The organism is Candidatus Frackibacter sp. WG13 (assembly GCF_900114655.1).
Taxonomy (GTDB): Bacteria; Bacillota; Halanaerobiia; order Halobacteroidales; family Acetohalobiaceae; genus Frackibacter.
In genome coordinates this window covers 65,709-91,641 of the sequence record NZ_FOTT01000005.1, presented here as the reverse complement: position 1 = coordinate 91,641, position 25,933 = coordinate 65,709, and the positions used below count along the sequence as shown (strand labels likewise).

24 protein-coding genes and 3 riboswitches are annotated in these 25,933 nt (G+C 30.8%); of the genes, 22 read left to right on the top strand and 2 right to left on the bottom strand.

The genetic code is table 11. The features are described from left to right. Positions 1-24: 24 nt before the first annotated feature. The 12 genes from BM077_RS04440 to BM077_RS04385 all read left to right on the top strand — a co-directional run bounded on the left by BM077_RS04440 (position 25) and on the right by BM077_RS04385 (position 13,592). The gene (locus tag BM077_RS04440) at positions 25-951 is read left to right on the top strand and encodes a L,D-transpeptidase family protein (RefSeq protein ID WP_089748368.1); all 927 of its coding nucleotides are present in this window, start codon (positions 25-27) and stop codon (positions 949-951) included. A gap of 18 nt (positions 952-969) precedes the next feature. Beyond that, positions 970-2,397, top strand: coding sequence for an ABC transporter substrate-binding protein (locus BM077_RS04435; RefSeq protein WP_089748369.1), 1,428 nt, complete (start codon positions 970-972; stop codon positions 2,395-2,397). Positions 2,398-2,464: 67 nt separating this feature from the next. Beyond that, a riboswitch (SAM riboswitch) is annotated at positions 2,465-2,577 on the top strand. Between the two features lie 102 nt (positions 2,578-2,679). Further along, positions 2,680-3,876, top strand: a complete 1,197-nt coding sequence (locus BM077_RS04430; protein ID WP_089748370.1) for an O-acetylhomoserine aminocarboxypropyltransferase/cysteine synthase family protein — start codon at positions 2,680-2,682, stop codon at positions 3,874-3,876. A gap of 30 nt (positions 3,877-3,906) precedes the next feature. Then, a complete protein-coding gene (gene metX, locus BM077_RS04425; protein ID WP_089748371.1) occupies positions 3,907-5,052 on the top strand; it encodes a homoserine O-acetyltransferase MetX in 1,146 nt (381 codons plus the stop codon). Between the two features lie 254 nt (positions 5,053-5,306). After that, complete coding sequence (locus BM077_RS04420) at positions 5,307-7,157, top strand: monovalent cation:proton antiporter family protein (protein WP_176941618.1); 1,851 nt, start codon at positions 5,307-5,309, stop codon at positions 7,155-7,157. 45 nt (positions 7,158-7,202) lie between these two features. Next, entirely contained in the window at positions 7,203-8,633 is a 1,431-nt protein-coding gene (locus BM077_RS04415; RefSeq protein ID WP_089748373.1) for a vWA domain-containing protein, read from the top strand. Positions 8,634-8,695: 62 nt separating this feature from the next. Then, positions 8,696-8,796: riboswitch (TPP riboswitch) on the top strand. 57 nt (positions 8,797-8,853) lie between these two features. Continuing rightward, positions 8,854-9,402 carry an energy-coupled thiamine transporter ThiT gene (thiT, locus tag BM077_RS04410; RefSeq protein WP_089748374.1) on the top strand — a complete coding sequence of 183 codons (549 nt, stop codon included), beginning with the start codon at positions 8,854-8,856 and terminating at the stop codon, positions 9,400-9,402. A gap of 113 nt (positions 9,403-9,515) precedes the next feature. After that, a complete protein-coding gene (locus BM077_RS04405; RefSeq protein WP_089748375.1) occupies positions 9,516-10,154 on the top strand; it encodes a thiamine diphosphokinase in 639 nt (212 codons plus the stop codon). A 451-nt stretch (positions 10,155-10,605) separates the two neighbouring features. Beyond that, complete coding sequence (gene tatA / locus BM077_RS04400; protein WP_089748376.1) at positions 10,606-10,782, top strand: twin-arginine translocase TatA/TatE family subunit; 177 nt, start codon at positions 10,606-10,608, stop codon at positions 10,780-10,782. Between the two features lie 403 nt (positions 10,783-11,185). Continuing rightward, the gene (tatC, locus tag BM077_RS04395; RefSeq protein WP_089748377.1) at positions 11,186-11,878 is read left to right on the top strand and encodes a twin-arginine translocase subunit TatC; all 693 of its coding nucleotides are present in this window, start codon (positions 11,186-11,188) and stop codon (positions 11,876-11,878) included. 199 nt (positions 11,879-12,077) lie between these two features. Then, the gene (locus BM077_RS04390) at positions 12,078-13,109 is read left to right on the top strand and encodes a uroporphyrinogen decarboxylase/cobalamine-independent methonine synthase family protein (RefSeq protein ID WP_089748378.1); all 1,032 of its coding nucleotides are present in this window, start codon (positions 12,078-12,080) and stop codon (positions 13,107-13,109) included. 195 nt (positions 13,110-13,304) lie between these two features. Then, entirely contained in the window at positions 13,305-13,592 is a 288-nt protein-coding gene (locus BM077_RS04385; RefSeq protein WP_089748379.1) for a TMEM165/GDT1 family protein, read from the top strand. A gap of 68 nt (positions 13,593-13,660) precedes the next feature. Here the strand turns inward: BM077_RS04385 and BM077_RS13965 are convergent, their stop codons facing one another. Continuing rightward, a complete protein-coding gene (locus BM077_RS13965) occupies positions 13,661-13,786 on the bottom strand; it encodes a hypothetical protein (protein ID WP_255361549.1) in 126 nt (41 codons plus the stop codon). An 81-nt stretch (positions 13,787-13,867) separates the two neighbouring features. On the opposite strand from BM077_RS13965, the gene BM077_RS04380 reads away from it, so the two are divergent. The 7 genes from BM077_RS04380 (at position 13,868) to BM077_RS04350 (ending at position 21,443) form a co-directional block, all read left to right on the top strand. Beyond that, a complete protein-coding gene (locus BM077_RS04380; protein WP_089748380.1) occupies positions 13,868-14,101 on the top strand; it encodes a hypothetical protein in 234 nt (77 codons plus the stop codon). A 188-nt stretch (positions 14,102-14,289) separates the two neighbouring features. Beyond that, positions 14,290-15,108 (top strand): ATP-binding cassette domain-containing protein, encoded by an 819-nt coding sequence (locus tag BM077_RS04375; RefSeq protein WP_089748381.1) that lies wholly within the window; start codon positions 14,290-14,292, stop codon positions 15,106-15,108. A 123-nt stretch (positions 15,109-15,231) separates the two neighbouring features. Further along, on the top strand, positions 15,232-16,575 hold the full coding sequence (gene mgtE, locus BM077_RS04370; RefSeq protein ID WP_089748382.1) for a magnesium transporter: 1,344 nt from the start codon (positions 15,232-15,234) through the stop codon (positions 16,573-16,575). Between the two features lie 94 nt (positions 16,576-16,669). Then, positions 16,670-17,410 carry a class I SAM-dependent methyltransferase gene (locus BM077_RS04365; RefSeq protein WP_176941619.1) on the top strand — a complete coding sequence of 247 codons (741 nt, stop codon included), beginning with the start codon at positions 16,670-16,672 and terminating at the stop codon, positions 17,408-17,410. 155 nt (positions 17,411-17,565) lie between these two features. Beyond that, a riboswitch (Lysine riboswitch) is annotated at positions 17,566-17,755 on the top strand. A 50-nt stretch (positions 17,756-17,805) separates the two neighbouring features. Next, positions 17,806-19,341 (top strand): Na+/H+ antiporter NhaC family protein, encoded by a 1,536-nt coding sequence (locus tag BM077_RS04360; RefSeq protein WP_089748384.1) that lies wholly within the window; start codon positions 17,806-17,808, stop codon positions 19,339-19,341. Between the two features lie 216 nt (positions 19,342-19,557). Beyond that, positions 19,558-21,162 carry an apolipoprotein N-acyltransferase gene (gene lnt / locus BM077_RS04355; protein WP_089748385.1) on the top strand — a complete coding sequence of 535 codons (1,605 nt, stop codon included), beginning with the start codon at positions 19,558-19,560 and terminating at the stop codon, positions 21,160-21,162. Between the two features lie 26 nt (positions 21,163-21,188). After that, entirely contained in the window at positions 21,189-21,443 is a 255-nt protein-coding gene (locus tag BM077_RS04350) for a 4Fe-4S dicluster domain-containing protein (RefSeq protein WP_089748386.1), read from the top strand. Between the two features lie 176 nt (positions 21,444-21,619). Here BM077_RS04350 and lexA read toward each other — a convergent pair whose 3' ends face one another. Beyond that, positions 21,620-22,240, bottom strand: coding sequence for a transcriptional repressor LexA (lexA, locus tag BM077_RS04345; protein WP_089748387.1), 621 nt, complete (start codon positions 22,238-22,240; stop codon positions 21,620-21,622). Between the two features lie 166 nt (positions 22,241-22,406). Between lexA and BM077_RS04340 the strand changes: the two genes are divergently transcribed. From BM077_RS04340 to spoVB, 3 genes are all read left to right on the top strand, one after another. Continuing rightward, positions 22,407-22,745, top strand: coding sequence for a LysM peptidoglycan-binding domain-containing protein (locus BM077_RS04340; protein WP_089748388.1), 339 nt, complete (start codon positions 22,407-22,409; stop codon positions 22,743-22,745). Between the two features lie 603 nt (positions 22,746-23,348). Further along, on the top strand, positions 23,349-24,284 hold the full coding sequence (xerA, locus tag BM077_RS04335; protein WP_089748389.1) for a site-specific tyrosine recombinase/integron integrase: 936 nt from the start codon (positions 23,349-23,351) through the stop codon (positions 24,282-24,284). Between the two features lie 58 nt (positions 24,285-24,342). After that, complete coding sequence (gene spoVB, locus BM077_RS04330; protein WP_320409899.1) at positions 24,343-25,929, top strand: stage V sporulation protein B; 1,587 nt, start codon at positions 24,343-24,345, stop codon at positions 25,927-25,929. Positions 25,930-25,933 lie beyond the last annotated feature (4 nt).

Here is a 25,933-nt window from a genome sequence, read left to right as displayed (position 1 = left end):
AATTATGTGAAAGGAGGATAAAAATTGAGGTTAGATAGAACTATTTTATTGAGTTTAGTATTTGTATTTATAATAACACCCACGTTAGCACTTGATGTAGGCCCGATATGTGATTGTGAAGAGATAAGAATATTATCGTTAAAGAGTCCGCGGATGACAGGTAGTGATATTTTAGAATTACAGAAGGAATTAAAGAAGTTAGGATTTTATAAGCGAGAGTTAAATTCTACTTATGATTGGAATACATATTTAGCTGTTAAAAAATTTCAAAAGGCCAATAACTTATCAATTACTGGGGTAGTAAGACAAAATACTTGGTTAAATTTAGCTCAAAGTTTAAATAAAGGTCAAGAAGTAGCAAATAAGAAGTTAGAACCGCCAAAAGGTGAAGTACGTCTTTTAATTGATGCTTATAAAAAACAGATGATCGTTTATTCTGATGGAGAACCTTATCATAAGTTTCCGGTAGCCGTTGGAAAGCCTTCGACTAAGTCACCTATTGGTGAATGGGCAATTATTGCTAAAGATGCTCACTGGGGTGGTGGCTTTGGTGTTAGGTGGATGAGATTGAATGTTCCCTGGGGGATTTATGGAATCCATGGTACTAACAAACCAGGCTCGATAGGAACTGCAGCTAGTCATGGTTGTATCAGAATGTTTAATCGCAATGTACGAGTACTTTATAATTGGGTAGATGTAGGCACCCGAGTTAAAATTATTGGCAGGAGAGATCCAATTAAGATTACTCACACTTTTCGACCGGGTCAGACTGGTAAAGATGTATTATTGTTTCAAGAGAAGTTAAGAGCAAATGGTTTTGACCCAGGCTATACAGATGGTAGATTTGGTGATAGTACGAAGAAAGCTATGCGTGAGTTTAAGTATATTTATGGTTTAAAAGATGATTTAAGCGGTGATGAGAATACATTTTATATCTTAAATATTAAGTAGAAAGGAGGGGAAATAAATATGTTAGATAAGTTAAATATTTTTGATGCGGATACTAATTGGCCATTATTAATCGGTATGATGGCTTTAATCATATTAATTACTGCTGGTTTAACTTTCTATCTCAATCTTAAAGGTGAAGAAGGCTTTAAGATCAATCCTCAAGTGCAGTTAGTTGAAGATAAAGAGTATCAAATAACTTATTGGGATTATCCATTATTCATTGGTCAAGAAGGAGATTATGAAGAGTTTTTACAAGAAGCTATTGGTGAATTTAATGATATGTATCCAAATATTAAAGTGAACTATGAGCTGTTATCTTTTATCAATGGTGAGGATAAATTGCAAGAAAAATTAGAGGAAGGTAAACCACCGGATATTTATAATGATATCTTTAGTAAAAAATTAATTAGTAAGGAGTTACAGATTCCAGTCGATATATTCTTTGCTGCGGAAAGCACCAAGGAAAGAGATATATTTCAAGAGTATAATCAATTAGGAATCAAGGCATTAAGCTATGATGAAAAGATATGGGGAATGCCTAATTGGTTAGCGCCTCAAGTATGGGTTGGCAATCGAAGTTTACTTTCTGAAACGAACTTAGACTTAACTAGAATTCAAGAAGAAGGTTGGACCTGGGATACTTTCTATCAAGGGGCTAAGCAGATTAAGGATCTAAATCGTAAGAGTTGTATTATCTTTAATCCTTATAATTCTAAGTTATTTTATCAATTATTGAGAATGAATGGGACGCAGAGTCTTATCTCTAAGGAAGGAGAGTTACTACTAACTTCTCAACAACTAGAGACTACTTTTGATTTTTTAGATGATTTGCGCAGTCATGAACTCTTTTATGATCAACCAGAAGAGATGAATAAGAAATTACTACCTTACTTTTGGCAAAATCGCGCCGGCATAATCGCTCCAGTTAATATATGGTTATTAAATAATCTTTATCAAAGAGATCAAAAAGAGTCTGATGTAGAATTAACTTTAATGCCAATTCCAACTAATGATCCGGAGGAAAAGAGAGTACCTCTAAAAGTATCCAGTTTACTTCTCTTTAGACAGGAAGAATATAAAGGTGATGACCATACAAAAGCGGTATATAAATTCGCTAAATTTATGAATCAACAGAAACAACTCTTTGTGGCCAAAAAATTAAATGTAGTACCGGTTTATTTATCTTTAGCAGAACTTTGGAAAGAAGAAACAGATTTAAGTTCTAAAATTAAAGAAGAAATTTTAACTTATATTAATCGTGGTAGTTATCAAGAGTTGAGTGGGTTTCAAAATATGAAGTATGAAGCTCAAATTAAGCAAGTGATAGACCAACAATATGAGGCATTCTGGTTAGAAGGTGAACCGATTACTAAAGTAACTGATGAAATAATGACTAAAGCACAAGAAATTCTAAATCTTAATCAGAATCCGGAAAAAGAAGATTAAAGTTGTTGACATCTAACTTAAGATGTGTTATTATTAATTAAGCTAAAATTAAATAGTAATTAAATTACTCTTATTACGAGAGGTGGAGGGACTGGCCCATTGAAACCCGGCAACCACCCTGATTTTCAGGGAAAAGGTGCTAAATCCTGCAATGTCATTTGTGACATTGGGAGATAAGAGAGGTAGAATATTATTATATAAAGCAAATTAAACCTCTTCTTATCAAAGAAGAGGTTTTTTTGATTTTTAATTAAATATAATTATAACTGGAGGTAATTAATTATGACAGAAGAGAAGAAGAGAAGTTTAGGATTTGATACACTATCTTTACACGCAGGATATGAACCAGATGAGGCGACAGGATCAAGAGCAGTGCCTATTTACCAAACAACATCATATGTATTTGATGATGCTGACCATGCTGCTCGCTTATTTGCTTTAGAGGAAGCCGGAAATATCTATACTCGTATCGGTAACCCAACACATTCAGTATTTGAGCAGAGAATAGCCGCCTTAGAGGGAGGCGAAGCAGCTTTAGCAACATCTTCAGGGATGTCAGCTATTAATCTAACAATATTAACTTTATTAGAGGCTGGAGATGAAATTGTTTCTTCACGATGTGTTTATGGTGGAACTTATAATCTCTTTGCGGTAACTTTACCGAAGTATGGAATTGAGACTAAATTTGTTGACCCTGATGATTTAGAGGCTTGGGAAGAAGCTATTACTGAGGATACAAAAGTATTTTATTTAGAATCACCGGGAAATCCTCTTTTAAATATTGTTGATATTGAAGCAGTAGCAGAGATTGCTCATAAACATGATATTATGGTAGTCTTTGATAATACATTTAATACTCCTTATCTCTGTCAGCCATTAAGTTTAGGAGCCGATATAGTAGTTCATTCAGCAACTAAGTATATTGGTGGACATGGGAGTTCAATCGGTGGTATTATTGTTGGCTCGGAAGACTTTATCTTTAAAGCTAGAACCGAGGGATATCGTGATACAGGTCCGGCATTGAGTCCTATGAATTCTTGGTTATTTATTCAGGGGTTAGAAACATTGTCTCTACGTATGGAGAAACATTCAGAGAATGCTCAGCAAGTAGCTGAATGGTTAGAAGAACATGATAAGGTAGAATGGGTTAGATATCCTGGTTTAGAGAGTCATCCACAGCATGAATTAGCTAAGAAACAACAGAAGAACTTCGGCGGTATGCTCTGCTTCGAAATTAAAGGCGGTTTTGAAGCAGGTAAGAAATTGATTAATAGTGTAGATTTATGTTCATTACTTGCTAATGTAGGCGATACACGAACTTTAATTATTCACCCTGCTTCGACAACTCATGAACAGTTGACTACTGAGGAACAAGAAACGGCAGGAATTACTGAAGGTTTAATAAGATTGTCAGTAGGTATTGAAAATATAGAAGATATTATTGCTGATTTAGAGCAAGCATTCTCTTGCGTAGATTAATGCTAACTAACTAGGAAAGGAGGGAGAAGAATGAGTATTCCTAGTGAGAAGTTAGATTATATTGAGAAGGATTTAGGGTTAGTTTCTCCCCAAAAATTAACTATTTTTAACGACCAAAAGTTCAAAACTGAGTCTGGAGCTGGTTTAGGTCCAATCGACATTGCATATGAAACTTATGGAAATTTAAATGAAAAGCGAGATAATGTTATCTTAATCGCCCATCATTTAACAGCTGATGCCCACGTAGCAGGGAAGCATACAGTAGATGATGAGTCTAGTGGCTGGTGGGATACATTAATTGGGCCTAATAAGGTTATTGATACTAATCAATATTATGTTATCTGTATTAATGTTTTAGGGAGTTGTTATGGAACTACTGGCCCAGCTTCAATTAATCCTGAAACCGGAAGAGAGTATGGAACCGACTTTCCAGTAATCACTATTGGCGATATGGTTAGATTACAGAAAGCATTTTTGAAAGAATTAGAAATTAATGAACTATATGCAGTCATCGGTGGTTCTATGGGGGGAATGCAGGCACTCAAATGGGCAGTAGAGTATCCTGAGTTTGTGCAGAAAGTCGTTCCAATAGGTACTCCGGGCAGATTGAAAGCCCAGAGTATTGCTTATAATCAAATTGGTATTGAAGCTATTAAGAATGATCCTGCTTGGCAGAATGGTCACTACTATAATACTGGTTCTCAGCCTAAGAAAGGAATGGCTTTAGCTCGTAAGATTGGAATGATTACCTTTAGAAGTCCACAATCTTTTCAAGAGAGGTTTGGGAGAGAAGAAGTGGAGAATCAGGAGTTTTATACTTTAGATAATCAATTTGAAATAAATAATTATTTAGATTATCATGGGGACAAATTTATAGATCGTTTTGATGCGAATTCTTTTATTTATCTTACTAAGGCTATGGACCTATATGATTTAGGTCGAGGTTATGAATCATTTAATGCGGCATTAAATCGTGTTAAGGCAGAAGTCTTAATTATAACTATTAGCTCAGACCAACTCTTTCCACCAGAAGAGACTTTAGAAGTAGTGAAAGGGTTGAATGAAGTTGGCGGCAATGTAGAATATCAAGTGATTAATTCAGATTTTGGTCATGATGCTTTTTTAGTTGAGTTTGATAAATTAAAACCTTTAATTGGTAAATTTTTGTATAATTAATTTAATAAGAAGCTAAAATTTATCTTTATAATATGCTTTTATTGATTTCAAGCCCTCTTAAACTAGAGGGTTTGAAATTTTCTAATCAAATCCACTTAAAACTTAGTCACTTATGACTAAAACTTTTTACAAGACAAATCAATAATTTCAATGTAAAAAAGAGGGGATAAACTACTTATATGGAATAACTTTAAATAAAAAGATATAGATATAAAATAGAGTATCATCTACTAATTATTAAAGGAGAGATGAATTTGCCAGAACATTTTTCGTTTAACTCTTTAGTAATCATAACTTTGTTAGCTTTTATAGTTCCAATTACAATTGAAAAGGTTAAAATTCCTATTCCAGTAGTAGTTGGAGAGATATTAGCAGGAGTTATAATTGGGAAAAGTGGTTTAAATTTAATTGAACCTGGTTCTTGGTTAAAGTTTTTATCAGAGTTTGGATTTGCATTCTTAATGTTTTTATCAGGGTTAGAAGTTGACTTTAATTTAATTAAACGTGCTACTTGGCAGCGTAAGAAGAACAGTAAGTTAATTGATGGACCACTTATAATAAGTGCACTTGTATTCTTATTGACATTAATTATTTCCTTTGTAATAGCAAAGTTATTTGTAGCTGCTAATTTATTAAATAGTCCTTGGTTATTAACCTTAATAATTTCAACTACATCACTAGCTATAGTAATGCCTACTTTAAAAGAAAAAGAGATAATCAATACTAAATATGGGCAACAGGTATTGATGTCAGCATTATTAGCTGATTTCTTAACTATATTAATGATTACAATCTTTGTTATTGTAATTTCTTCAGGACCGCTTCATGAAATTTTATTAATCTTTGTACTATTTTTAGCTTTTATCTTCTTTCATAAAGCAGGAATTCTCTTTAGTGATAGCCATATCTTCGATGAACTAGCACATGCAACTTCTCAAATTAAAGTTAGAGCTACTTTTGCATTAATCTTAATATTTATTGCTTTAGCAGAAAAGCTGGGATTAGAGATTATCTTAGGGGCATTTTTAGCTGGAGCTATTATTTCATTAATATCTGATGATGAAGGTAGCCATCTAAACCATAAATTAGATGCTATCGGCTATGGTTTCTTTATTCCGATTTTTTTCATTATGGTAGGAGTTAAATTTAATATTTCAACTTTATTTAATACTCCAAATATCTGGGTGTTTACTATCTGTCTTATTTTAGCTTCGTACATAGTAAAACTTATTCCTGTTTTACTCTTCAGACGCGATTATTCCTGGCGTGAAACATTGAGTGCAGGTTTTCTATTATCATCACGGCTGAGTTTGATAATTGCAGCTTCAGCTATTGGTTTGGAGTTAGAAATTATTAATGAAAGTATTAATTCTGCTATTATTCTAACCGCAATCTTTACTTGTACTGCTTCGCCGATCTTATTTGACCATCTATATCCTGAAGTAGAAAGAGAGAAAGATAGGATTATAATTGTAGGTAGTGGTGAATTAACTTCATTATTAATTAAAAGATTGAATACTGATGAAAGAATAGTAACAATCATTGAAAAGGATGAAGATAGAATAGAACGAGCTAGAAAATTAGCTGATAGAGTTATTTACGGTGATGCTACTAATTTATCAGTTTTAAAGTCAGCTGGCATTAAATCGGCAGATGCATTTTTAACTGCTGCAGGGAAAGACCAAGTAAATGAAAAAATATGTAAAATAGTCAAAAAGAACTTTTTGATTGAAAATATATTAGCGTTAAACTTTAATATAGGTAATAAACAGAAGTTATTAGATTTAGGAGTTAAAGTAGTAACTCCTTCTCTTGCTGCAGTAGGCCTTTTAGAAAAATTAATTAAGAACCCAAGAACATTCTCTATCTTAAATGAAGAAAAACTGATTACTAAAGAGATTAAACTTAGAAACAGTTCATATATTGGTAATAAAGTTTCAGAACTAAATTTACCTGGAGATTGTTTATTAATGGCTATTGAAAGGAATAATGAACTTATTATCCCTCATGGCTACAATCATTTAGAATATGGTGATATATTAACTATCGTTGGAAGTAAAGAGTGTGTTATGACAGTCATAAAAAGGCTTAAGGAAGCTAGCTAAAATAATGAGCAATAAAAGGAGGTGTTTAATATAGGATTCGAGCCAATGCAATCAGAATTTAAGAATGCAATAGAAGAGCATGAACAGACTGAAGTTCCTGATTATATTGAAAATAATATAATCAAATTTATTCAAATTTTGAGAAGTCTAGGAGTAAGAGTAAGTTTAGTAGAAGCAATCGATGCTATGAATTCTTTATATCTAATAGATATTGCACAAAAAGAAGAGTTTAAAGTAGCACTGCGTTCATTAGTAGTAAAGAATTATGAAGAAAAAAGGATTTATGATAAGACATTTGAGTTATTCTTTCAACCACAAGAAGAGATAGAAAGAATAAATGAAGAGCCTGAAGAAATAGATGAGTCAGAAGATGAGGAAATAATCCACGACCCAATCGATAGAAAAGATCTACCAGAGCAGAATGATAAAGAAAAACCAGATATAGAGTTAGATTTAGATGATGAACAACAAGAGTTATATGATCAGTTAGACTCTGAGGTAAAAGAGAAAGTAAACGAACAAGTACTAGATAAGTTTGGGGAAGTACTATTACATGCTCCTAAAACAAAGTCAATGGTTAAAAACTTCATTAGTGGTAGTCTAAAGTATTGGAAAGCTAAATTAAATGAGAATAGAGATGGGCTTATCGATTTAGAATCGGCTATAGATGTCAAAAAGACAGGGGAAGAGAAATTAGATAAAAAATTACGTAAAATAGTGACTAAGTTAGATGAAGAAGAGGAGTTTATTTTAGCTAAAGACATTCGTGAAATAGCTGATGAAGAAATGGACAAGGTAACAGATACTATTAAGCGCCTTTCACGAAAACTGGCCACTAAACTTTCACGACGTTATAAGAAGAGTAAGAAGAATAAAGTGATAGATTTAAGAAGTACATTAAGAAATAATATCAAGTACGGAGGCACTTTAATCGATCTAAGTTATCGTCATCGCAAGTTGCAGAAGCCTAAGTTTGTATTGATTTGCGATGTCTCTGATTCTATGGTTAAGTATTCTACCTTTGTTTTACAATTTGTTTATGGACTTTCTAATGTCGTTAAAGAAATAGAAAGCTTTATCTTTGCAGAAGATTTAGAACAAATTACTGATTATTTTAATAAGAATAGTTCATTTGCTGATAAGATGTCCAAAATAATTGCTGAGAGTAAAGAATGGGGAGGCTCAACTAATTTAAACCGAGCTTTGAAGACACTTAATACTAAACATCAATCAGTACTTACTAATAGAACAGTAGTATTTATTGTTAGTGATACAAAGACCCTTAGGATTAAAGATACCGCCTTTAAATTAGATCTACTACAACGACAAGTTAAAGATATAATTTGGCTTAATACTTTACCAAAATCAGCGTGGAAAAATCGAACTTCAGTTGAACTCTTCCAAAGACATTCACGTATGTTTAAGTGTAATATGATAAAAGACTTACAAAGAATAATTAAAAAAGAATTTTTATAAAAATCCAAAGTTGTTACTTGTTAGTTAAGAAGAAACATGGTATAATTATTAGCAAAATAAAGAATAAGCACTAGGGGTGCCTTGTTAGGCTGAGAAGCTTTTTTAGCTAACCCTTAAACCTGAACTAGTTAGTACTAGCGTAGGGAAGTGGTCAAATTGAATCTATTATTTCAAAGACTACTCTCTGGGTAGTCTTTATTTTATTAGGAGGGATTTAATAATGGATAATTTAAAGATTAAAAGATTAACTGAACTAGGAGCTACTTTGGCATTGGCTACTATATTAAACTTCGTTAAAGTATACGAACTTCCCCAAGGCGGATCTGTCTCTTTAGAGATGTTGCCTATCTTCTTTATTGCTTTACGGTGGGGGTTGAAAGAAGGTTTAATTTTAGGTAGTCTTTATGGGGTTTTACAACTTATATTAGGAGCTAAAATTTACTACCCATTACAGGCTATTTTAGACTATCCACTTGCTTTTGGTTTATTAGGTATAGCAGGAATAGTACATAATTGGCTTAAAGTTGAAAAGAATAAGAAGAACTTAATATTAATAAGTCTTAGCATATTAGTAGGTAGTTTTTTACGATTAGTGGTTCATACTATTTCAGGAGTATTATTCTTTGCAGAATACGCACCAAAAGAACAAAATATCTGGTTATATTCTGCTGGCTATAATCTTAGTTATATGTTACCAGAAGCTATTATTACGATTGTAGTCATGATTATTTTAATTAGAAGTCTACCTGAATTTATTAAAGATATTTAATACATAAATAGTATAAGGCTCTTGCATAATTAATTGCTGATGCCTAAAATTCTGCATTAATTATGCTTGAAATCTAATTATGAAATTCGCTTTGCATATAAGGATGTGAAATTATGTCGAGAGCTGTTGTCTTTGTCAATGGAGAATTAATAGGAGATAAATCTTTTTATCAGAATTATATTAAACCCGATGATACTATTGTCTGTGCTGATGGAGGAGCAGAACATGCTCTTTCTTTGCAGATTCAACCTGATTTAATCTTAGGCGATTTAGATTCTATTTTTTTTAAGACTCTAAAATATTATGAAAGTAATGGAGTGAAGTTTGAAAAATTTCCTAGTAATAAGGACAAAACCGATACACAACTGCTTTTAGAACGATTAATAGTTAAAGAATATGATGAAATTATAATCTTTGCAGCTCTAGGAGATAGAGTTGATCATTCTTTAGGTAATATATATCTTTTAGAAGGTTTATATACATCTAGGACTAATATCAAACTAGTAAGTCCTAATGAAACTTTACAATTAATTAAGAATAAGACTGTAATAAGTAATCAGCAAGGGAAGACTATTTCTTTATTACCATTAACTAAGCAGATAACAGGAGTATCTTTATCGGGCTTTAAATATGAATTAGATGATGGTATTCTTAAACGAGGAGAAACTTTAGGGTTGAGTAATGTTATTAAGCAAAATTTAGCGGTAATTGATTTAAAGCAAGGCAGCCTATTACTAGTGATTAATAATTGAAGTTATGAATAGAAAAGAAAATATAAATCTATTGGAGAGTTAGATTAAAAAATCTGACTCTAGAACTATTAAATGCTAAGCTTATTGATGGAGAATTTGCTCCAGAATATAGTTTACCTGGTGTAGCAGAGAAGTGTACAGGATGCCATAGTATGAAGAGCGACTTTGACCAAGGTGGATTTACACATGGTAAAATGGACTGCGAGCCATGTCATGAAGATGCACATATGTTAGATTAATAAAAATTATTATTTTGATTAGCAAGCCTTTCAAATAAAAGCTCTTTCAAATTTGAAGGAGCTTTTATTTTATGGAATAAATTTATCGTGCTTCTAATAAATAATTAAAAAGTTTTTGCAGGAATTCAAAATTAAATCGAGAATTTTATATTTAAGTAACTAATAAACATAGTAACTGATTGAGTATAATTTAAGATAAGGGAGGAATAATTATGTTTGGCTTAGGAATTCCTGAATTAATATTGATTTTAGTAATCGCTTTAGTTATTTTTGGGCCTAGCAAGTTGCCAGAAATTGGTCAATCGATTGGTAAAGGAATAAAAGAGTTTAAGAAAGCAACAGAGGAAGATGTAACCGAAAATGTTAAAAAATTAGATGATAACGAATAATATAATCGTATATAAGATTATTAAATTATACCTGTTATTAACAGGTATAATTTTTTGAAAAAGATATTATGATTAGAACACAAAAAGGTTATATTGAGCAAATCATAAATTTTTCGCTCACCATCTTGGTGAGTAGGAGGCAAAAATAAGGCCGAACCACAGGAAGTGGTGAGCTAATCACAGCACAGGACGTGCTATTGATTAGGAAGCCTTATTTTTGCCGGATATGAACCTTAGATGGTTCGAAAAAATTATTCTATCGCGAAAGATGACCTTTTTGTGGTTAAACCATATTATTGGATTCTGAATGATAGTATTAGTTATTGATTGAAACTAAGCAAAATTAATGATAGAATTAAGGTGTTTGAAATATGATATATTCGCTTAGGACGGAGGAATATTTATGCCAGATACAGAAATGTCATTAGTCGAACATTTAACAGAATTAAGAAAGAGGTTATTAATTTCTATTGGTGCTTTAGTTGTCTTTTCAATAGGAAGTTATATATTTGCAGAAGAAATAATAGCGATATTGACTAAACCAGTAGGGAAAGAATTGGTCTATTTAACACCTCCTGAAGCATTCTTTACGCAGATAAAGGTTTCGTTCTTTACTGGCTTTTTAATTGCATTACCAATTATTATTTATCAATTTTGGAAATTTGTTTTGCCAGGACTTAAACATGACGAGAAGAAATATTTATTGATTCTAGTACCTTTATCATATATATTCTTTATCGGTGGAGCATCTTTTGGTTTATTTGCAGTAATTCCCTTTGGAATTAAATTCTTCTTAGGTTTTACTTCTTCTAATTTAGAAGCAATGTTTTCATTAAGTAAATATATTTCTTTTATTATTAGTATTTTGATTCCCTTTGGTTTAGTCTTTGAATTACCATTATTAATTACCTTATTAGTTAAATTAAATTTAATTACTTCTGAATTTTTAACTAGTAATCGTAAGTATGTAATAATTATCATCTTTATTTTTGCTGCTATACTGACACCTCCGGATATTATAACTCAAACTATGATGGCCTTGCCTTTACTCTTGCTTTACGAAGGTAGTGTTATCGTAGCTAAGATTATTGAATAATTAAAGTTAAGACTGAGGTTAAGTTAAAATAATATAAATATAATTAAGGCTAGTTGATGACTTAAGTTATCAACTAGCTTTTTTGAATTTTTATATAAATAAATTCCTATAATGTTATAAATATCATAGTTAATTCAATTCTAAGTTGGTATAATTAATTTAAATAGTAAATTAAAGGAATGAAAAGGAGGAGATTACTATGAGAAAGTTAGGTAATTTAAAGACAACAGCGATGGGAATTTTACCACATCAAGATATAGAGCAAGCAATGAAGTTAGCACTAAGTTTGGATATACCATTTTGGCCACAGTTACCAAAGTTAAACTATTATGAGGATATGTATGTTCAATTTTCAGAGAACTTTCCAGGAATGACAGTGAATGAAGATGATGCAAAGATTACTTTAAATACAGAAGAATTTTATAATCAATTACCTGAATTTTTAGCTAAAAGTGAGGATCTAGATTATTTTAAGTTATCAAAAGATTATTCTGTCGTTTATTCTCAATTTTTAGAAAAAGATTTGTCTAATTACGCAGCAATTAAAGGACAGATCATTGGTCCAATTAGTTTCGGTTTGCAGATTTGTGATGAAAATAGAAAACCAATTATTTATAATGATGAAGTTAGAATCTTATTATTTGATTTTACTAAACAGAAATTATTAGCACAATATGATGATTTAAAGAAGGAGAATCAAGATTTAACTATTCATATCGATGAACCAGGATTAGAGATGATCTTTACTAGTATTTCTGGTTATACCGAAGATATGGCTAAAGAAGATATGAAGAAGTTCTTAACTGAGATAAAGAGTGAAGCTGGTATACCAATTACGATTCATCTCTGTGGTAAACCAGATTGGGACTTTTTACTGAATTCAGAAATTGATATTCTATCATTTGATGCTTATTCCTGTGGAGAAACTGTAGTTAAATACGATAGTTTAGTTGAATTTATGCAGTCAGGTAAGATGATAGCTTGGGGAATAGTTCCGACTAAGTTAGAACAGTTAAAAAAATTAGATGCAGATAAGGTGATTCAACAATTAGAACAACTATGGGATAAATTAGTTGAAAAAGGCTTAGATAAAAGAAGAATAATTGCCCAGTCACAATTAACTCCTGCTACCTGCAATATTACACAAGGAGATTATGTTAAAGGAGTAGAGGAAGGATTCAAATTACTAACGCAAGTTTCTAATCGATTAAAAGAAAGATATTTAAAATAATCTACTTACAAAATTGTTTATTTAAATTTATGGTGTAATCTTGTTTAATTTTAAAAGATTACACTATTTTTTATTTTTTGCAGGAATAAAATTAATATTTCCAGAAAAAGAATATGTATTTTTCGTATTAAATACTAATAATTTAGTAATCTTATTAATAAGATTACTAAAAACTATAATTAAGGAGCGTTGTTTATGGATTGGAAATTATTTGCTATGGCTTATGGAATGTTATTTTTAGCAGAATTAGGTGATAAAACTCAATTAGCAGTTTTTACTTTAGTAACTCAATACAAATCACCAATTCCTATCTTTTTAGGTGCATCAGCTGCCCTAGTAACCGTTACTTTTCTTGCAGCATACTTTGGAGAGTGGATTAATAAATATGTACCCACAGTTTACTTACAACTAGGTGCTGGAGTAATCTTTATTGTAATTGGAATCTTTGTGTTTAAAGAAGCTCTTGGTGAACTAACAGTTTAAAGTTTGATTCTATGTTTAATTATGTAGTTAGGATAGAGCAAGATTACTCTCGCTCTATCCTAATTCATTTATTGGTCAAAGTCTTCCATTAGTTCAATAGAATCTTGTACTGGATAAGGCTTTCTTGCTTCTAATATTTCCTGTAAGTCTTCATTCTTAGTAGCAGTTTTTAAGGTATTTTTCTTTTTCGTCATATTATCACTCCTTTCTTAGTTATATTTTTTACTTAATCGGTTAAAATAATAATGACTAAATTATAGTAAAGGATGATAGAAATGAATAATACAATTACTCTGCAGTTGCCAACAGAAGTTGATAATTTTATTTCTAACTTAGCATTTTCAGGAGATGTTAGTCGCGAAGAGATAATTATTAAAATTTTAACTGAATACTACCACCATTTAGAGCAAAGTAGTGATGAAATTCCAGAAGAACTTTCTATGCTTAAAGACGAGGAAGGTTTATTAACTATTTCTGATACTTTCAAAAAAGAGTTTAATGAAAGTTAAAATAGATATGAGAATAATCTTTTCTCATTAAAAGCAGGGATTTCTTTCTATATATCTAATTAGGTATATAGTGTTACAGCCAGATTGTATCGTGTTATAGAATCAATATGTATAAATAATTATAGATAATCAAGTTTTGTTTTTACACTTACTTACCTAAGTTTGGACTGTTGAAAAGGAGGAAACTAGTGGCTAATATTATTGAAGTAAACAATTTATCTTATAAGTATGAAGACGGTACCACAGCATTAAAAGGAATCAATCTTTCAGTTGAAGAAAGTTCTAAAGTAGCTATTTTAGGACCAAATGGTGCAGGGAAATCAACATTATTATTTCACTTAAATGCTTTATATATGGTTCAACAAGGACAGGTCAAAGTCAATTCACAAGTAGTGACATCGGATAATAAAGAATGGGTTCGAAGTCAAGTAGGACTAGTTTTTCAAGACCCTGATGATCAAGTCTTTTCAACAACTGTCTTTGAAGATGTAGCCTTTGGATTATTAAATTTTGGCTGGAAAGATCAGGATAAAATTAAGAAACGAGTAGAATGGGCTTTAGAAACTGTTGGTATATTAGATTTGAAAGATAAACCACCTCATAACTTGAGTTACGGACAAAAGAAAAGAGTAGCTATTGCAGGAATCTTAGCTATTGAGCCTAAAATAATTATTTTTGATGAACCAATGGCTTATTTAGATCCTAAAGGAAAGAATGATTTTATGAATATTCTTAATGATTTGCATCAAAGAGAGAAGACAATATTGGTAGTAACCCATGATGTTGATTTTGCTGTTGAATGGGCAGATGAACTTATCATTATAAAAGATGGTAAAGTATTAGCTAATGGAGAAATAGATATCTTATCTAATTTAAAGTTAGTTAAGGAGGCTAATTTAGGATTACCTACTATTACTAAATTGTTTAAAAGGTTAGATATTAAAGATTTAGATAAGTTACCACAAACTATTGAGCAAGCAGTTAATCTTTTAAAGAGATATATTTAGAATTGATAGTATATAATTTTTATTTTTGAATCTAAGTTATTAAATTAGTCATAATAAGAATTGGAATGAATTTTATCCTTTTTGTGTAATCTATGAATAAAGTATTATATGGAGGAATGACAGATGGCAAATGAGCTGTTTATTGAACTAAAGAAAGAGTTAGCTGCGGATAATGAAGTTAAGTTTAATAACTATTTAGAAAAAGCTCATCCAATAGATTTAGCTGAATTACTGGCAGATTTAAATGATGAAGAGATAATTAAAGTCTATAATTTAGGAGAAAATAAGAAGTTATCTGATATTATTGAACAAGCAGATGAAGAGCTTCAGATTAGATTTTTGAAGATGTTAGAGTTAAATGATATTATAAATATTTTATCTTATATGTCTGCGGATAATGTAACAGATATTATTGGGAATTTACCTTTCGACAGACGAAAGAAGTTATTACAGATGATGAAAGCTGGAGAAGCAGATAGTATTCGTAAATTATTAAATTATGACCCTGAAAGTGCTGGAGGGTTAATGACTACTGAATATATTGCTTTAAAGGAGACAATTAGTATTGATCGTGCGTTAACAAAAATTAAGGATATCAGTCCTAAAACTGAAGTGATTGAAACAATTTATGTTTTAGATGATAAGAATCACTTAGTAGGTAGTACTAGTTTGCGTTCTATTTTAGTGGCCTCTGAAGATCAACAATTAAAAGAGATAACAGATTATAATGTAATCTCCGTACACCCTGAAGTTGATCAGGAAGAGGTAGCTTTCTTAGTAGCTAAGTATGACTTGATATCAATTCCGGTTATTAATCAACAAGATAGGTTATTAGGGATTATAACTGTTGATGATATCATAGACGTTATTAAAGCTGAAAATACAGAGGATATGTTTAGGTTAGCAGGGGTAAATGAAGAAGAAAAGATAGATAGTTCGCTAATTGACTCTATTCGTAAGAGGCTTCCGTGGTTATTTGTTAATTTAGTAACTGCTTTTTTAGCTGCATTTACAGTTAGTCTATTTGAGGATGTTATTACGCAGGTAGTAGCATTAGCTGCGGCAATGCCTATTGTAGCAGGAATGGGAGGAAATGCTGGAACGCAGACTCTAGCAATTGCAATTAGAGGAATTGCTTTAGGAAAACTTAATATTAAAGAAGATTGGAAGATTGTCTTTAAAGAGATAATGGTTGGATTAATTAATGGAGCAGTAATAGGTATTATTACTGGAGTAGTTTTATACTTTAAGTACGGTAATCCGTATTTAGGATTGATTATCTTTTTAGCTATGATTGGTAACTTAGTTATTGCAGGTTTAAGTGGCTTTTTGATTCCACTCGTATTAGAAGTTTTAGGAATAGATCCAGCTTTGGCTTCAGCTATCTTTTTAACTACATTTACTGATGTCTTTGGCTTCTTTATCTTCTTAGGATTGGCTCAAACTTTTTTAAGCTTTTTAATTTAATATCTTAAAAGAGTCAATATATTTCTTAATGACGATTTACTTTGAAATCATATTGACTTTTCTGGTTATAATATATAATAAGAAGGTGATTATTATGGGATTTTATAATGAAATAAGTAAATATTACGACTATATTTTTCCTTTTAATAAGACTAAATTAGAATTTTTTGAAGAAGTATTAGGAGATTCAAAAGAAATTTCAGTTTTAGATATAGGTACATCCACTGGGACTTATGCTGTTAACTTAGCAAAGAAAGGATATCAATTAACCGGCATTGATTTAAATGAAGATCTCTTAGAACAATGTCGACAGAAAGCTGAAAAAGCAGATGTTGATTTGGAAATTTTGAATTTAGATATGAAAGATTTAAGTGATACATTAACTGAAAAGTTTAATGGCATTATCTGTATTGGTAATACTTTAGTTCATTTATCTAATTTTAATGAAATAGCTGATATAATTAGGCAGATGTATAAACTTTTAGAACCTCAAGGAAAATTAATTGTTCAGATTGTTAATTATGACCGCATTTTGAAGAAAGAGGTTAAAGAATTACCTCTTATTAAGCGAAAAGAAGTAAGTTTAACATTCATTCGTAAATATAAATTAATAGATGAAGGGAAATATAAAGATAGGATTGACTTTAATACTACTTTGAAGGTAGATGGAAAGACATTTAAAAATTCTATTCCTCTTTACCCCTTAACCTCACAAGAGATAATAAATATTTTGGAAGAGGTCGGATTTAACAATTATAGTCTATATGGTGGTTTTGATTTTAGTGCTTATAATCCATTAGAATCGGGATCTTTAGTATTAGTAGCTGAGAAATAACTTAAAAGCTTTATAATTAAATTTCAAGTATATTTTATGAATTATAACTTTATAATTCATAATAACTTATAGTTTTTCAAATATATTTGCATAACTGACATATGTGTGTTATACTATCTCTGGAAATTAAATAATAATTATTTAACCTCATCATTAGATGAGGTAGAGGTGCGATTAATTACAAGTAACTTTGAGAAGTGATTAAGGTTAAGCTATGATCCAAAGTGAAAAGGATTAATTGCCGAAACTCTAAAAATTCCTTAAATTTTAGAGTTGGTTTAATACTCAATAGGTATTAAACTGCTATTAAAGGAAAGACACCTTTAATAGAGTGCTATCTCGTTAATTAAGATGAGGATTTTTTATTTCAATACTTTATTAGGAGGAATAATTAAATGGAATATGGAATTTTAGCATTACTACCACCATTATTAGCAATTATATTGGCTTGGTGGAGCAGAGAAGTATTAATTTCACTATTTGTAGGTGTATTTATAGGAGCTACTATTATAAACGGATTTAACCCTCTAATCGGGTTTATGAGAACTCTTGATACTTATATGGTTAACTCATTGACAGATTCGTGGAACATAGCAACCTTATTATTCTTGTTAACTTTAGCTGGGATGGTAGGAATTATTAGTAGATCAGGGGCTACACAAGCAGTAGCTGATTATTTAGCTAAAAAAGCTAAGACTGCTCGTAAAGCTCAAGTTGCTACTTGGTTCATGGGGTTATTAATTTTCTTTGATGATTATGCAAATACTTTAATTGTCGGTACGACTATGCGATCAATTACTGATAAACTGAAGATTTCACGTGAAAAATTGGCTTATATTGTTGATTGTACTGCTGCGCCAGTGACAAGTATGGCACTGATCTCTACTTGGGTTGGGTATGAGATGGGATTAATTCAAGATGCCTTTAGTAAATTAGGTATTGAACAGAATATCTATACTACTTTTTTGCAGACAATACCGTACCGTTTCTATAGTGTCTTTGCTCTATTATTAGTCCTAATAATAGCTTTACTTGGTAAAGACTACGGGCCAATGTATGATGCAGAGATTAGAGCTAGAAAAGAAGGAAAGTTACTAAGAGAAGGCGCTACGCCAATGGCTTCTAAAGAATTGACTGAAATGAAATCTCCTGATGATAAACGGTTAAATTGGTATGATGCTTTTATTCCAATTATTTCAGTAATAGCTATTACAATAATTGGTCTATGGTATAACGGTGGAGGTTTAGAAGGGGCAACAATAAGAGAAGCTTTTGGAGATGCTGATTCTAGTATTGTCTTATTGTGGTCATCATTTGGTGGAACAATGATTGCTGCATTATTAGCATTGGTAAAAGGAGTTTTATCAGTTGAGGAAATAACAGATGCTTGGCTAGATGGTGCTAAATCTTTAGCGATTGCTTCGGCTATTTTAACTTTGGCTTGGTCTTTAGGAGGGGTTATTGAAGAATTAGGAACTGCTAATTATATTGTTAACCTTACCAAAGGTGTTGTACCTCCGTTCTTAATTCCAACAATGATGTTTGTTTTACCATGTATTGTTGCCTTTGCGACTGGGACTTCTTGGGGGACTAATGCTATTATTATGCCGTTGGCCATCCCAATGGCAGTGAAGTTAGGAGCACCATTGACTCCAACTATTGGAGCGGTATTAACTGGTTGTGTGTTTGGAGATCATTGTTCACCGATTTCAGATACAACAATTATGTCATCAACTTCTTCAGCAGCAGATCATATTGACCATGTTAGAACACAAATTCCGTACGCTATTACTGCTGGATTAGTAGCAATAATTGTTGGATTTATTCCGGCTGGATTAGGAGTCCCAGCGATTATTACTTTGCCTATTGGATTAGTTATTCTTTATCTAACTGTTAATACATTAGGAAAGAATGTTAATATAAATAGTTAAGTTGATTCAAACTAAGATATAGAATAATATATAAACTTAGAGGTTGCTTAAGTAAAAACTTAGGCAACCTTTTTAATTTTATTAACTAAAGAGTGGTCCTACTATCGATTTATTCATAGGATAGATTTGTTTCCAGATTTATGATATAATTGTCTTATACTATTTATTAGTTAAGAGAATTCCATATATAAAATATAAAAGGAGGCATAAAATGCTTTGGTTAGGAATAGGAGTAGCAATACTGGTAGCAATAATTTTAATTTTAAAAAGTTAGATGGAAGAATGATAAAGAATGTAATATTTAAAATAATTATGATAATAGTTAGTGGAATTTTAACTGGTTTACCATTTTATTTCCCTAATTTATATTTCCTCAGTTGGTTCAGCTTAGTACCACTTTTGTTAGTTATTCAAAATCAGAGTCCTAAGTTAGCATTTGGTAGTGGATGGCTTAGTGGTTTATTCTTTTTTGTTATTATTTTTTATTGGGTGGTCTATCCACAACTAATTTTCGATATGCCTTTAAATTTAGCACTAGGTTTTACATTGCTCTTGTGTGGAGTATTAGCTATATTTATAGGAGCTTTTGCTTTGCTAGGTAATTATGTAATTAAAAGAGAGCAAAGTTTAGTAATCTTTTGGATTCCGGTGATTTGGACTGGATTAGAATACTTAAGAAGTGTGTCAACTTTTAATCTTCTATTTGGAGCTATTGGTTATAGTCAAGCTTATTTTCCTTTGTTTATTCAGATAGCTGATTTATTTGGAGTCTATGGAGTAACTTTTTTTATTATATTAATTAATGTCTTTATATATAAACTTATCTTATATTTGCGAGATGCTTTTTTAAATAAAATTTCTTTAGACCGAATAAATATATTGAATAAGAGTGAGATAATATACTTTAGTTTAATTTTGCTATTTGTAGTAGGCTATGGATTAATCAATTTAAAGATGCCTAGCAATGAAAAGGTTAAATCATTAAAAGTCGGGTTGATACAACCTAATATTGCACAAGAGATTAAATGGAGCAGAGATTCACGAGTTAATATAATTGATAGATATTTTAGATTAACCGGTCAAATTAAAAATAAAGATGTAGATATAATTTTTTGGCCAGAAACCGCTATTCCTTTTATATTAAACGAAGAAAATGGGTTTTGGCAAAATTATCTATTCAGAAAAATTAACAGAATTAATACCCCTTTATTTACTGGTGCTTTAAACAAAATAGACGGAAAGGTATATAATCAAGTTTTTTTAGTTAATACTAATGCACAAATTACTGATAGTTATAATAAGATGAGTTTAGTCCCATTCGGAGAGTATATACCACTTAGAAATATAATGCCTACAAATATTAAAGAATTAATGAGTGATAAGAGTGCAGGTGAAAAAATAAATAGTTTTAGCTTAAATGGTTTTAAATGGGGGAGTCCTATTTGTTCAGAGATATTAAATCCGGAGTTAGTAAGCAAAATTGCAAGAGATAATCACTTTTTAGTTAACCCCTCTAATGAAGCTTGGTTTAAAAAAAGTAATGCGTCATTAGAGATATGGCAAACTGCTATTTTTAGAGCAGTAGAAAATCGAATACCGATTATTAAAGTAAGTAATACAGGAATAAGTGGTATAATTAATGCTCACGGTAAAATAAAGATGCAGTTAGAACCATTTAAAGCTACAAGCTCCATTTGGAATTTAAAAATACCGAATAAAAAGAAGGAGACTATCTATAATCGATATAATGACTATTTTATTTATTTAATTGGGTTAATGGCATTATTATTATTCATAAGAAGTAAAAAAAGATTTCAATAAATAAAAATAAACTTGAGGTGATACTTATGAAGAAGAAAGCATTTAATAAAGCTGGCGAAGAATACACCTTAAATTATAGTGAAGATGTAGATTGGAATAAATGTATTGGTTGTGGAAATTGTGTTAGAATTTGTGGGCAAGATGTATATATATTAGTCAATACTCCTCAAGGTCAAAAAGCTGATAACCCTAATAGTAACCGCTGTTTAGGAGATGCTCATTGCTATAGTGCTTGTCCTACGCAAGCAATTGAGTTTAAATCTGCAAATCAAAATGATTAATTATGCTAGTTATATAATTATAAATTCAGTTATCAATAGATATAAGTTAAAAGACCCCAGTTAGTACTTAGGGGTCTTTTTTACTTATATAGGAAATTATGCTTAATTTCAAACTGTAGATACCATTCTAGCCAGAAGGGTATGAAGGGCATATTGTCTTTATTCATGAGACTAAATTATAATTTTCTATAGACTCCAATGACCTTCCCTAATATTTTACAATCAGAAGTAAAGATTGGTTCCATATTTGGATTTTCTGGTTGCAATCTTATATGATCTTCTTCTTTAAAAAATCTTTTGACAGTTGCTTCATCATCTAATAGAGCAACGATAATATCTTTATTACGAGCAGTATTCTGTTTTTTAACGATTACATAATCGCCGTCTAAAATGCCTGCTTCTATCATACTCTCACCTTCGACTGTAAGAATAAATAATTTATCACTAGTATCACTAATGTATTCTAGTGGTAAAGGAAAAGTATCTTCTATATTTTCGACAGCTAAGATTGGTTCTCCAGCAGTTACTCTTCCGACTAAAGGAATGTTAATCATTTCTTTATCATTTTCTTGCTTCTTAATAGGTTCATATAAAACCTCAATAGCCCTTGGTTTAGTAGGATCTTTTCTTATGTACTCTTTTTCTTCTAAGGTTGTTAAATGTGAGTGAACAGTAGAAGGAGAACTCAATCCTACTGCTTTAGCTATTTCTCTAACAGAAGGGGGATAACCCTTTTGATTTATTTCTTGCATAATAAAATTAAGAATTTGTTGTTGTCTATTCGATAAATCTTCCATTACTTTCACCTCCACAATGATTAACTTTATTATATCACATCTATTTTTTTAAATCAAACTCTTGTTCGTTTCCTCTTGACAAAGAACAGGTGTTCGTATATAATGTAATTAGAACGAACGTTCTAGAAACTTATGTTCTATAGAGTATTTTTATAAAGGAGGTAGTATGAAGATGATCAAGCGCCATGTGAATTCTTATCCTTGTTCACGAAGAAAAAGGGACAAAAATAATAACGAAAATAAAGCAATCTTAAATGTAGGCTTAGTATTGATTATTTGCACATTTATGTTCATTTTTATTACACAATCAGTTATTAGCACTGGACCAGTTGAGTTAAAAGAAATTCAAGTTAAACCTGGTGATACTTTATGGTCTATAGTTCAAAGGCATTATTCTGTAGAAGTAGATATCAGAAGGACTATCTATCAAATTAAAAAAGTTAATAATTTAGCTTCTGCTAATTTAAAACCCTATCAAAGACTTAAGTTGCCTATAAAAAAGTAAATAATTTCACATAATATGCAGGAAATTAACAGAAAACATAGAATATACATATAAAGAGTTGTAAAAAAATGATAATAAATCTTCACAAAATCATTGATTATGAATAAGTATATGATATAATAGTTATACAATGTAATTAAATAAACAGAGTATTTATATTCATTTCTTAATCTTAAGTTAAGGGTGGGTTGGATAATAATGAATAGTCCTGAAATTTCTGAGTGTGTCTTAGAACATAAAGTATGCACTGCATGCCGAGAATGTGATTTTTGTGATCTGGATAGCGATAAGATTTGTGATAATTGTATGAAATGCATCAAAGATGATGAAGACTTTAAAGCTATTAAGATTACAGACATAAAGTATGACTAAAATATTAGACTAAGAAGGCAACCGTAATAAAAAACGGTTGCTTTTTTAGTAGTAATTCTTCATAATTTGGAGGAACAGTACTATATGAATAAATATTATTTTGCGATTGAAGCTAATCAACCCCCATAATTTCGCAAAATATCTATTTTGCGAAATTATGGGTAATTTTCAATAATACAAAGGAAATCTACTATTATAGAAGAAATAAATAATTGAAGGAGGTTTTTTCTTATGTCTAAAAAAATACACTATCAAAATGCTGTACAAAGTTTTTTGAAATATTTAATTGCAGAACGAGGTTATTCTGAATTGACTATTGAAGAATATGAGCGAGATCTTGATCTCTTTTTTCGTTATTTACAAAAGGAGTTCAATTATAACCATGATGAAATTTATATTGATACTATATCTAAATATGAACTTACAGAATTTTTAGGTGATATCATTTTAGTTAAAGATAATGCAGCGGCTACTAGGAATCGTAAATTGTATAGTATTCGTTCTTTCTTTAATTATCTGGTTAAACAAGAACTGTTAGAAAGTAACCCTACTAATGCAATTGAATCTACCAAAACAAATCTGCAAGCAGAACCTATTTATCTTCGTTTAGATGATGCTAAAAGATTTATAAATACTATTCGTGAATCTAATTCAGCAATTTGGATTCGAGATCTTGCAATTGTTAAAACATTTATCCATTGTGGTCTTCGTGTTTCAGAATTAGTTAATTTAGATTTAGATGATATTGATTATGAAGATAAGTCTATTAAATTTTATGGTAAAGGAAGCAAGGAACGCTATGTCCCCTTGCATGACAATGTATTGAGTTCAATTAAAGAATATTTAAATTATAGAAATCAAATTAGACCTAGTAATAAAGATGCTGAAAAAGCCCTCTTCTTATCTACTCGCGGCAATCGTATTAATGTTCGCACAGTCCAACTTATGGTAAAAAAATATGCTAAAAAAGCTGGCGTCCGTAATGCCAGTAAGATAACTCCACATAAGTTACGCCATACTTTTGCTTCACTTCTCTATCAAAAAACAAAAGATTTACGAGTTTTACAAGATCTATTAGGTCATAGTAATATTTCTACTACACAGATCTATACTCACACAGATAAAGACCAAAGAAAAAATGCTGTTAATGAAATGCCTGATTTATAATTAGAAAATAAACCACTATAATTAGCAATTAGCCTCTTTTATATGAATATAATTAAGTATTAATTATATTATTTATATAAGGGAGGCGTTTCCTATCTTCTTCAAAAAACAGACATTATTACAAGGTGCTTTTGTTCTAATGCTTGCTGGATTAATTAATCGAATATTAGGCTTTGGTCTCAGGTTAGTTTTGGTTAGAATTCTTGGTGACCAAGGGATTGGACTTTTTCAGATGGTCTTCCCTATTTTTGTTACCTTTGCTATAGTTACAACTTTTGGTCTACCGGTTGCTCTTTCAAAGTTTGTCTCTGAAAGAATGGCAAAAGATAATTTTATAGAAAGTTTGAGGTTGCTAAAGATTTCTTTAGGTTTTACTATATTTACTGGTATCTTCTTTTCGTTTCTATTCTATTTTAGTGCGCCATTCTTAGCTAATAATATGTTGCAAAATTCACAAACAGAATTAATTCTACAAGCAATAGCCCCTGCTCTATTCTTTGTTTCAGTTGCTTCTGTCTTTCGTGGCTTTTTCCAGGGCTTACGAATGATGACTCCAACGGCTATCTCTCAAATTATAGAACAAATTACAAGGATTATTGTAACTTTGATTGTAATTAAGAAGTTATTAGACTATAGTTTGCAGTATCAAGCTACAGGCGCTGCTATTGGTGTTAGTGCTGGTGAAGCCATAGGATTAATTACTTTAGTTACTATCTTTCTTAAAGTCAAGCTTGATAATCAACAGAATTTAAATACAAATAGTAGATTAAAAGGAAAACGAGAACTGTGCAAAGAACTAATTAAATTTGGCTTTCCAATTACTATTGGCAAGATTGTCGCTTCTTTAATGTATAGCGTTGAGGCTATCCTAATACCGACTAGATTACAAGCAGCAGGATACTCTGTTACAGAAGCTACTAGCCTTTATGGTCAATTATCTGGCATGGTACAACAAATCATTTATTTGCCAACTATCGTTACTATCGCTATTACTTCTAGTTTGATTCCCGCAGTTTCTGAATCTCTTTCTAATGCTAATTATCATGAATTAAGAAATCGTTATCAAGAAGCTTTAAGGTTAACATTTTATACAGGTTTACCAGCTATAATAATCTTTTATTTACTACCAACAAAGATTTGTGACCTTTTATTTGGTTATCCTCAAGCCGGTAACATATTGAAATTAATATCTTTAGGCGCCATCTTCCTCTATTTATTGCAGATACTAAGTGGAGTACTACAAGGTTTAGGTAAACCTAATCTAGTAGTAATCAATTCGATCATTGGCCTTGTTTTTGAAATGATAATTATTTTCAATTTAGTTAGTAGACCGAACTTTGGATTAAAAGGTGCTGTCATTGGAATTATTGTTCGATTTTTAATAGTTACTATCTTAAACTTTTTAGCAATTGGTAGAGAAATTGGCTTTAGATTAGATTTTAAACAACTAATACTCAAACCTATTATAGCAGCAATATCATTACCTATCATTATTCCAACTACTTATCAATACTTTTGGAATTTATGGCAAAGTGATTCAGCTAGTCTAATACTATCTATTCTTGTTGGGTTATTAACTTATCTATTACTCTTAATTATTACTAAGGCGATTACAGCTAAAGATTTAAATAGAATTCTAAATTAAGCAA